A 9,116-nucleotide genomic window follows, 5' to 3' on the forward strand; every position below is an offset into this window, starting at 1 on the left:
ACTCGGTGCCGAAGGCGCGGAGAAAGGTCGCGGCTGCCTGTCCGGCGACGGCCCGCAGCTCCGCTTGGGGGATCTTCCTAGTTCCCAGCCGGGAGCGGGCCTCCAGCGAGCCCGTGAGCAGGGCGCCGAACTGTTCGGCGGCGATCGCGGGGTCGCCGCCGAGATCCAGCCGGCCGGCCAGGGCCAGTCTGGCCAGCCGCGCCGCCAGTGCGTCGTTGACCCGGTCGCTCGCCCGGTCGCGGACGATGTCGAGCAGGTCCGGCATGGTCGTGATCTCCGAGTGCAGCAGCCGCCGGAGCGCCGACGAACGCTCATCGCAGTAGCACTCGGCCAGGCAACGACCGGTCTCGGTGAGCATCGCGGCCAGATCGCCCTGCTCGCGGAGCTGTTCGACGGCGGCGAGGTTACGGGCCAGCGCCTGGTCGGACAGGGCGGCGACCACCTCGCGGAAGAGGTTCTCCTTGTCCCCGAAGTGGTTGTAGAGGGTGTGCTTCGCGACCTTCGCCTCGGCGGCGATCGCGTCCATCCCCGCCGTGTGGTATCCGTCCCGGGCGAAGATCGTGAACGCGCCGTCCAGGATCGCCTGCCGCTTGTCGATCCGGCCTCTCGCTCCGTCCGGCCTCGCTGCGCCCACCAGGCAAGGATAGCTATCGCACGTGCTGGTGCGCTAAAGTGCACTGATTGGTGCATAACGAGCAGGGGAGTTTCGTTGATCGTCAACGTGCTGCGGTTCAGCTTTCGGAACGACGTCACCGAGGATGAGAAGGCGGAGGTGCTGGCCACGATGCGGCGCACGGCCTCGACCGGGTCGGTCGCGTTCGCCGCCGTCGGGCAGGATCTCGGTGACCCCGCTGAGGGATTCACCCACGCCTACCTCGCGGCGATCCCGGACCTGGACGCGCTGGAGCGGTACATGCACGACCCGGTGCATGTGAAGGGTGACGACGTGATCCTGGGGAGGCTGGCCAGGCTGTCGGCGGTGCGACTGTCCGACGATCTGGATCCCGGGCTGCATCAGGCGATCTTCGCGATGCACGCCCGGAAGGCCGCGATGTATCCGGACTGGGGCCGCGAGGTCGAAGCGCTCCTCACCGCCTAGTGTCCTGAGTCGCTGATTCGCTGGCAGTAGGCGGCGAGGGTCTCAAGGATCTCGTCGGCGGTCTTGGCCCAGACGAACGGCGGTCCGTAGGGCAGCTATCACGCCGCCGTCGACTGGGATGTCGATCCCGTTGACGAAGCTCGCTTCGTTGGACAGCAGGAAGGCCACCGCAGCAGCCACTTCGTCGGCGTGGCCCTCTCGGCCGAGCGGCGTCTGTTCCACCAGCCAGTCGTTGGTAGATCGAGTCGCTGCCTCCTGCCGGCCCATGGGGGTGTCGATGATGCCTGGTGACACGGAGCAGACCCGGCCGCCGAGCCGGCCGAACCGGGTGGCTTCGCGCTGCACAAGCCGTTGGACCCCACGTTTCGCCCAGATATAAGCTATTCCGGAGTCCTCGATCGTGGATCCGACTGCTTCGTGTATCCGCTCGAGGAAACCTGCCCCGAGTGGGTCGTCGAGCGCAGCCTCAGCGGCCGGATTCGCCCCGCTTGGGTCGAGCAGCGGCGCGATCGAGGCGAAGTGGACGACGGCTGTGCCTTGCGTCGTCAAGGGTAAGAGCGCTTCGCTGAGTAGGGCGGTGCCGACGAGGTCGACGGTCAGGACCTGACGCCAGTCGGCCATGGTCGGAGAGATGCCTGCGGCGTGTGCGACAGCGCGCAGCGTGCCCAATTCCGATACCCGCGACGACAGACGTGACAGACCTTCGCGGTCCGTGACGTCGAGGGGAAACGGTTCGACCTTGGCTCTCCGGTCGTCGCCGACGAGGCTCTTCGCTGTCTTTACCGCTGATCCATCGTCCTTGTCAACCAGGAGCAGGACGTCGACGATGTCCGCAAGCCGTGCCGCGCACGCAGTTCCCATTCCGCGCCCTGCGCCCGTCGCGATTCCGATCGTAGGCATGAGGTCAGTCCTCTTCCACTTGTCCCGAGTGTGCCGAGGTATGTGCGCTCGAGGCGTTTGGTGTCGTTGGCGAGTTCCGTGGCGGGGCCTCGTAGGACGATGGTGCCGTGGTTGAGGACGGCGGCGGTGTCGGCGACTTCGAGCGCGAGGTTCACGTGCTGTTCGACGAGGACTACGGCGCTGCCGTGGTCGGTGGCGATGCGGCGGACGGTGTCGAACAGTGCCTCGGCCACATGCGGTGCCAGGCCCATGCTGAGCTCGTCGACCAGGAGCACCTTGGGCTGCTGGATCAGAGCCCGTGCCATCGCGAGCATCTGTTGCTCGCCGCCGGACAACGCCCCCGCGGGTAGGGTCCACCGCCGCTCCAGAGCAGGGAAGATTTCCAGCATCGACCGGGTTTTCGGGCCGCGACCGCGAGCGCCGCGTACACTCCCCCGTTACCCAGCCCGAGAAGGAGCGAAGCGACGCGGTCCATCACGATCTCCCGACGTTGTTCCGGTCAAGCCTGCGTTGCTGAACCTGAGCCGGTTCAGTCCTCGATCGGAGTGACGCCGAGCGCCTTGTACTCGGCGGGTTGGCCGTCGGAGTTCAGCGTCGTGACGAGGCCTCCGCGGACGCAGACCGAGGGTGATTTCGGGTCGGCCTTGCCGTTGCAGCGGAACCGCATGCCCTCCACGCCTGGAAGGTCCTTCTCCGGCATCGACTTGAGTGCGGCGATGATGGACTCGGAGGTGACGTCCCCGGTGATCCCTTCGACGCCCGACTGGAGGGCGGAAATCGTCGTGAACATGCTCATCCCGAGGACCTGGCTGGTGTCGACGTCGTCGCCGTAGGTCTCCACGACGGCGTTGTAGAGGCGGGTCGAGGAGTTGTCGAGCCCGATCGGCGCCGAGGCGGCGACGACCGTCCCTTCCAGCAGGTCCCCGGGAACACCCTTGCGCGTCGCGTCGGTGATGCACTGCGAGATGGCGCTGATCTGGCCTTCGTACCCGACGGCCCGCAGGCCGTTCATGGCGCTGATGCAGAACGCGTCGTTGCCCACGATGAACACGACCCCAGTGTCGCCGTCCACGACGTTCTGCATCTGCGGCGTCATGTCAGCCGTGCCCGGTGGCACCGGAACGAGATCGAAGTCGATGCCCGCGTCCTCGAACAGCGCCGGGGCGACGTTCTGTACGAGGTTCAGCGCGGCCGGCACGTCGATCACGACCGACGTCACCTTTGTGGCGTCCCGTTCCTCCGCGAGCTGCACGGGAAGGTCGATTACGGCGAAGGAGGAGTCGGTCAGGATGAAGGTCGACTCGCCATCGGCCAGCGGGCCGGCACCGCTCGAGGCGAACAGCACCACAGGGACGTGTCCTTCGTGCAGCGGCTCCCAGACGCTGTCCGAGACAGCCGAGTTGCCCATGAGGACGGCGACGACGTCCTCTTCGATCATCTGGTTTCCGCAGTCGGTGCCCTTGGCGGGGTCTCCCAGCGTCTCGCACTTCACCAGCTCGATGGGCCTACCACCGATACCGGAGCGGCGCTCGTTCAGGAACGCGACGGTCGCGTCGGCCGCCGCCGGCTCGACGGACGTGTCCGCGCCGGCGCTCTTGCCGTCGGTGACCAGACCGATCCGTACCGGCTCGCCCTGCGCCGGCGCCGATGGCCCGAGCACGTCCGCTGTGTTCCCGCCAGTGGCAGGTGTTTCAGCTGAGCCGTCGTCGCCAGAACTACACGCGGCGACAAAAAGCAGGCTAGCAGATAAGGCGGATAAGGCTGCTAAACGCTTTCTCGCGATCGGTCGCCGCGCCCGTGACTGAGCCAGACTGCCGGGCGGTACGGTCGTAAGGTGCATGTTCTTCCCATCTAATGGTCGAGTAGTCCGACAGGTCGCCGGTCAGAGAGCGACACATGACGTCAACAGCGAACGACGGCGTTAACGCCTTAGTTGAAAGTTTTTCGAGGTTCACACGGAGGGCAGGTGGGCGAGAACAGCGCGGGCCGGCGCCGCTACCATCACAGATGACAGTGGCCCTGCGGGAGACTCTCTTTATTCCCTCTGTGCCGACTCTGCTTGGCGGGGTCAACCGCGCGCGGCGTCGACAGCCCGCTTTCTGAGTATTTCCTGTGAGGAATATCCCGGCTACCGGTTCACCGTCGCACTGGGTCAGTCGAGGTACTGCAGTGTTTTTCGGTGTGGCCGGTCGATCGAGAGCCGGGTCATCGCCCTGTCGTAGCCGCCGCTACCTCCTGCCCCGCCCACCGGTGCAGGGGCGGACGGTGCCGGCACTGTCGTGAGCTGCTACCCGTGCAGGCGAGCCCAGGCGTCGTCCGCGCTCGCCTGCAGCGCTTCGCCCTTGGCGAACCCGTAGTAGGCCGAGAACTGCAGTACGACCTCGTCCATCTCGGCCTTGGTGATGTCGCCGGACTGCAGTGCGGCGCCGACGTGCGCGATCAACGGCATCGGCGAGTCGTCGACGGCGACGCTCGCGACGGTGACGAGTCGGCGGTCGCGGCGGCTGAGGCCCGGCCGCTGCCAGACGTGGCCGAACACGTAGCTGAGGATGCCTGCGTGGGTGTACGGCGAGTCGGGCTTGGGTGCCGGCAAGCCGTTGACGTCCTCGAATTCCTTCACGCCGCGCTCAAGTCGTTGGGCCCAGTCGTTCGGGCCGAGTGTGGCATCGGCCAGCATCGGCCACGGCGTCGCGTCCTCGCCGCGTGCGGTCCGGATACGCACCCACTGCCGACGGATCACGCCTTCGACGTGGGACGCCTTGGGCCAGCCGCAGTAGACGGCGAACTGCAGCACGAACTCGAGCATCTCTTCCAGGGACATGTCTTCGCTGTTCAGGGCGGCGTAGACGTGGTCGTCGATGGGTTGCGGCGAGTCGGCCGCCGCGACGCAGGTGAGGGTGACCCACCGGCGGTCGCGGCGGCTGAGTCCGGGCCTCGGCCAGACCTGGCCGAACACGAACTCGTGGGTCGCCTGTTCGAACGGCGTGGTCTTGACAGGCGGGTCGACGGTCATGACCTCGCGGTAGGTCTGGACGGCTGGCGGGTGGGTCACGCGGGTACCTCCCGGCGCTGCATGAGACGTGTTGCTGAACTGTAAGAGGATTGACTCACTTTCGTCCAGAGTGCTTCTATGCAGCCATGCCGATGGTGACTCGCTCGACGAAGGAACAGATCGTGCTCGCCGCGGAGCGCCTGTTCGCGCTGCACGGGATCGAGGGGGTGTCGATGCGCCAGATCAGGGTGGCGGCAGGCAACGGCAACAACTCGGTGGTGCAGTACCACTTCGGCTCGAAGGACCAACTGGCCCAAGCGATCTTCGAGTATCGGCTTCCTCGCCTGCACGAGCGGCGCACCCTGCTGGTCGCCGAGCTGCGCCCGAAGGATCTGCGCTCGTGGGTCGAGTGCCAGCTTCGGACGGTCCTGGAGCAGAGCGAGCAGCCCGGCAGCCACTACCTCAACTTCGTGGCGATGCTCTGGCAGTGCGGCCGCCGTGACGTGTTCGAGAGCATGCCGGAGGAGTTCCGGAGCTCGGTGACGGCATTCGACCAGCAGTTGAAGGCGCTGCTGCCGCACATCGCCGAGCCGCTGCGTACCCACCGCATCACCCACGCGATGACGTCCATCGTGCACGCCGGTGCTGACCGGGAGCGGGCCCGGTCAGGCGGTCAAGCCGTCCTTCCCTTCGCCGTCGAGGTGATGAGCCTCCTCGACGGCATGGTCGGCTTCCTCGAGGCCCCGGTCTCCGAGGCCGCACTCGCGACCCTCGACGGCACCGACCCCGCCGGCGTCGCCTGGCGGACGTTCCTGTGATCAAACGCCAGACGTCCCTTTGACCAACGGAGTAGATCAGCAATGAGCGTGGACCTCGACAACGCGGTCGCACTGATCACGGGAGCTGGCAGCGGTATCGGCCGAGCCGCGGCCCGTTCCTTCACCGCCCGCGGTGCCCGGGTCGTCGTGACCGACGTCGACGGCGCCCGCGCTACCACGGTGGCCGCCGAGTGCGGCGACCATGCCGCGGCGGCGAAGTGCGACGTGACCAGCCTCGCCGATCTGGAGGCCGCCCGGGATCTCGCCCTGGACCGGTTCGGGCGCATCGACATCGTGATGAACAACGTGGGCATCCTCGCCGTCGGCGCCCCGGAAGACATCCCGTTCGAGGCGTGGCAGCGCGTCGTCGACGTCAACCTTCTGGGCGTCGTGCGCAGCAACCTCGTCTTCCTGCCGCTGCTCCTCGAACAGGGGTCGGGCCACGTCGTCAACACCGCGTCGACCGCAGGCCTGCTGCCCTACGGCTTCGACCGCCTCCCCTACACCGCGACGAAGCACGCCGTCGTCGGCCTGTCCGAGGCACTGGCCCTCTACCTTCGGCCCCGGGGCATCGGAGTGACCTGCCTGTGCCCGGCAGGCGTCGCCACCAACATCATCGAACAGATCAGCTTCTACGGCGATCCGAACCCGCCACGAGGCCCCAGCTTTCCCGTCGTGGACGCGGAATCCGTCGGCGAGCTCGTGGCCGACGCCGTCGTCCAGGACCGGTTCCTGCTCCTCACCGCGCCGGAGGCGGCCGACGAGCTCCGCGAACGGGCCGCCGACCTCGACGCCTACCTGGCCCGGCTCGTCAGCGATTACCAATGAGCACTCCGGTCGGTCCTGCCACGGAACGACGCGCTGTTTCGGATCGTGCTCGTCCGTCCTATGGAACGTTCGCTACGGGCGTCGTCGCCCGCGTTCGAGGAGGTTGTCTGATGGTGCGAGTCGGGTTCATCGGGCTCGGCAGCCAGGGCGCGCCGATGGCACGTCGAGTCGTCGAGGACGGCTACCCGCTCACCGTCTGGGGGCGTCGCCCGGAAACGGTGGCGCCGTTTGCCGATACCGCCGCCACCGTCGTCTCGACGCCCGCCGAGGTCGGGGCCGCCAGCGACCTCGTCGGCCTCTGCGTGGTCGCCGACGCCGACGTCGAAGACGTACTGCTGCGCCCCGACGGCGTCCTCGCCGGCATGGCCCCCGGCGGCGTCATAGCCGTCCACTCCACGATCCACCCGGCGACCTGCCACCGCCTCGCGGAGAAGGCCGCCGGCCACGGCGTCACGCTGATCGACGCGCCCGTCAGCGGCGGCGCGCCGAGTGCCGCAGCGGGACGGCTGCTCGTGATGGCCGGTGGCGACGAGGTCGCCCTGACCCGGTGCCGTCCGGTCTTCGAAACCTTCGGCGACCCCGTCCTGCACCTCGGCGCCCTCGGCAGCGGCCAGGTCGCCAAGGCGCTGAACAACCTCGTGTTCACCGCGCAGATCGCCGTCGGCCTCACGACGTTCGGTTTCGCCGACGGGTTGGGCGTCGACCGTGCTGCCCTCGCCAGGGTGCTCGCCAACGGCAGCGGCGGAAGCCGCGCCGCCGCGATCCTGGCGCGCTCCGACTTCGACACCTCCGGCATCGCGCAACACGCACCGGTCCTGCGCAAGGACATTGACATCGCCCTCGACCTCGCCAAGGCCGGCGGCGTAACCGACCAACCCCTGCTCTTCGAGCTGGCGGACACCGCCCTGCGCCTGTTAGGACACCACCGATGACCACCCCAGCCACCGCCGTCGTCGACGTCACGGGCCGCGTGCCGATCGACGGGCGCCACCACGTCACCACCTGGGTATTCCCGCCCACAGCCGGAACAGCGGGGCCGGTGCCGTTACTTTTCTGCCTGCCCGGCGGTAGTTACACAAAGGCGTACTGGCACCTCGAAGTCCCCGGCCGCACCGGCTACAGCTTCGGCGAGCACATGGCCGGCCACGGCATGCTCGTCATCGCCGTCGATCACATCGGCACCGGCGAGAGCTCCCGGCACCCCCGAGCCGCCGAACTCACACCCGACGTCGTCGCGGCGGCGAACGCGGCGACACTCGCCGAGCTGACGGAGCGCGCCGTGAAAGGCTCACTCCTACCCGACCTCGGCCCGCTCGAACTCGGCCCGACCGTAGGAGTCGGCCATTCGATGGGCGCCATGCTCGCCATCTTCCAGCAGTCACTGCACGGCAGCTTCGACGCCGTCGCACCGCTCGGATACGGGACAGTAGGACCAATAATCACCTGGGCCGACACCCACGCCAGCATAGGCACCGGCGTGCTCGGCGTGCCCAGCCTGGAGGCAATCATGGAGCCTGCCAGGTCCGGCGCGTTCGACACGCCGTTCGCGGCCGACCGGACCATGACAGCCATGCGTCACCACTTCTACTGGGACGACGTACCCGCAGACGTGATCGCCACCGACGACCTGACAAACACCCACCTGCCAGGCGTCAGCGGCCCACTGTCGATCGTCCCGTTCATCGCCTCCGACCACGCGGGACGCCTCCGCTGCCCGGTGTTCATCGGCCTCGGCGAACGCGACTCCACACCCCGCCACCACGACGAGGCCCGGGCCTACTACTCCTCCCTCGACGTCACCCTGTTCGTGCTGCCGAAATCCGGGCACTGCCACAACACCGCCGGCACCCGCCGCCTGCTCTGGGACCGCCTCGCGCGATGGATCCGCGCGTTGCCGCCGACCAGCTCCACCGACGGCAGTCTCGGGACCCAGCCATAAGAGGAAGGGTAAACCCATGACAGAAACGTCAGGCACCACCGTCAGCGTAGGCGCGGCCCGCATCGACCGCGTAGAAGAGCAATACCTCCCCGTCCCGTTCATCGCACTCACAGACGACAAGGACTTCATCGCTCGGCGCATCACCCCGCTGCCCGACGGATTCCTCGACCCGGCGACGATGACCTTCCAGTTCTCCAACCACAGCTGGGTCGTCCGCGTCGACGGCCTGACCGTGCTCGTCGACCCCTGCAACGGCAACGGCCGCAAGCGCGGCGTCTCATACTTCGACGACCTCGACCTGCCCTACCTCGAACGCCTGGCCGCAGCCGGCGCACCCGCGGAAACAATCGACGTCGTGTTCTGTACCCACCTGCACCACGACCACTGCGGCTGGAACACCATGCGCGTCGACGAGAGATGGACACCCACCTTCCCGAACGCCGTCTACCTCTTCGTCGACACGGAATACCGGCGTTGGGACACACGCTCACCCGACCCCGACCGCGCCCCACAGGCCGACTCAGGCACCACTGGCGACCT

The 9,116-nt window shown here is 67.8% G+C and carries 10 protein-coding genes and 1 pseudogene; 6 read left to right on the forward strand and 5 right to left on the reverse strand.

Annotated features, from left to right (window positions below):
• A partial coding sequence (locus AC559T_RS06455) for a TetR/AcrR family transcriptional regulator (RefSeq protein ID WP_498868090.1) occupies window positions 1-634 on the reverse strand: 634 nt, incomplete at its 3' end.
• Between the two features lie 75 nt (window positions 635-709).
• On the opposite strand from AC559T_RS06455, the gene AC559T_RS06460 reads away from it, so the two are divergent.
• Window positions 710-1,099: a Dabb family protein gene (locus AC559T_RS06460; RefSeq protein ID WP_112107690.1), complete on the forward strand. Its 390-nt coding sequence runs from the start codon at window positions 710-712 to the stop codon at window positions 1,097-1,099.
• A gap of 42 nt (window positions 1,100-1,141) precedes the next feature.
• On the opposite strand, the gene AC559T_RS06465 is transcribed toward AC559T_RS06460, so the two are convergent.
• The 4 genes and pseudogenes from AC559T_RS06465 to AC559T_RS06480 form a co-directional block, all read right to left on the reverse strand.
• Window positions 1,142-1,999 (reverse strand): SDR family oxidoreductase, encoded by an 858-nt coding sequence (locus AC559T_RS06465; RefSeq protein WP_498868091.1) that lies wholly within the window; start codon window positions 1,997-1,999, stop codon window positions 1,142-1,144.
• Between the two features lie 29 nt (window positions 2,000-2,028).
• Window positions 2,029-2,418, reverse strand: a pseudogene (locus AC559T_RS06470) (ATP-binding cassette domain-containing protein); the annotation flags it as partial.
• Between the two features lie 110 nt (window positions 2,419-2,528).
• Window positions 2,529-3,659: an ABC transporter substrate-binding protein gene (locus tag AC559T_RS06475; protein ID WP_235014920.1), complete on the reverse strand. Its 1,131-nt coding sequence runs from the start codon at window positions 3,657-3,659 to the stop codon at window positions 2,529-2,531.
• Window positions 3,660-4,286: 627 nt separating this feature from the next.
• Window positions 4,287-5,012: a carboxymuconolactone decarboxylase family protein gene (locus AC559T_RS06480; RefSeq protein WP_112108963.1), complete on the reverse strand. Its 726-nt coding sequence runs from the start codon at window positions 5,010-5,012 to the stop codon at window positions 4,287-4,289.
• A 125-nt stretch (window positions 5,013-5,137) separates the two neighbouring features.
• On the opposite strand from AC559T_RS06480, the gene AC559T_RS06485 reads away from it, so the two are divergent.
• The 5 genes from AC559T_RS06485 to AC559T_RS06505 form a co-directional block, all read left to right on the forward strand.
• Window positions 5,138-5,809: a TetR/AcrR family transcriptional regulator gene (locus AC559T_RS06485; RefSeq protein ID WP_112108960.1), complete on the forward strand. Its 672-nt coding sequence runs from the start codon at window positions 5,138-5,140 to the stop codon at window positions 5,807-5,809.
• A gap of 42 nt (window positions 5,810-5,851) precedes the next feature.
• The gene (locus AC559T_RS06490; protein ID WP_112108961.1) at window positions 5,852-6,637 is read left to right on the forward strand and encodes an SDR family oxidoreductase; all 786 of its coding nucleotides are present in this window, start codon (window positions 5,852-5,854) and stop codon (window positions 6,635-6,637) included.
• 110 nt (window positions 6,638-6,747) lie between these two features.
• Complete coding sequence (locus AC559T_RS06495) at window positions 6,748-7,569, forward strand: NAD(P)-dependent oxidoreductase (RefSeq protein ID WP_112108962.1); 822 nt, start codon at window positions 6,748-6,750, stop codon at window positions 7,567-7,569.
• Window positions 7,566-8,576, forward strand: coding sequence for an alpha/beta fold hydrolase (locus tag AC559T_RS06500; RefSeq protein WP_498868092.1), 1,011 nt, complete (start codon window positions 7,566-7,568; stop codon window positions 8,574-8,576). Before AC559T_RS06495 ends, AC559T_RS06500 begins: the two co-directional genes overlap by 4 nt.
• A gap of 16 nt (window positions 8,577-8,592) precedes the next feature.
• A partial coding sequence (locus AC559T_RS06505; RefSeq protein WP_498868093.1) for an MBL fold metallo-hydrolase occupies window positions 8,593-9,116 on the forward strand: 524 nt, incomplete at its 3' end.

This window comes from Frankia sp. Hr75.2, assembly GCF_949319125.1.
Classification (GTDB): Bacteria; Actinomycetota; Actinomycetes; order Frankiales; family Frankiaceae; genus Parafrankia; species Parafrankia soli.

Bases quoted from the DNA above. Each gene is read 5' to 3' on its own strand.
- AC559T_RS06500 (WP_498868092.1), top strand. From the start codon at position 7,566: ATGACCACCCCAGCCACCGCCGTCGTCGACGTCACGGGCCGCGTGCCG.
- AC559T_RS06485 (WP_112108960.1), top strand. From the start codon at position 5,138: ATGCCGATGGTGACTCGCTCGACGAAGGAACAGATCGTGCTCGCCGCG.
- AC559T_RS06495 (WP_112108962.1), top strand. From the start codon at position 6,748: ATGGTGCGAGTCGGGTTCATCGGGCTCGGCAGCCAGGGCGCGCCGATG.
- AC559T_RS06465 (WP_498868091.1), bottom strand. From the start codon at position 1,999: ATGCCTACGATCGGAATCGCGACGGGCGCAGGGCGCGGAATGGGAACT.
- AC559T_RS06490 (WP_112108961.1), top strand. From the start codon at position 5,852: ATGAGCGTGGACCTCGACAACGCGGTCGCACTGATCACGGGAGCTGGC.
- AC559T_RS06480 (WP_112108963.1), bottom strand. From the start codon at position 5,012: ATGACCGTCGACCCGCCTGTCAAGACCACGCCGTTCGAACAGGCGACC.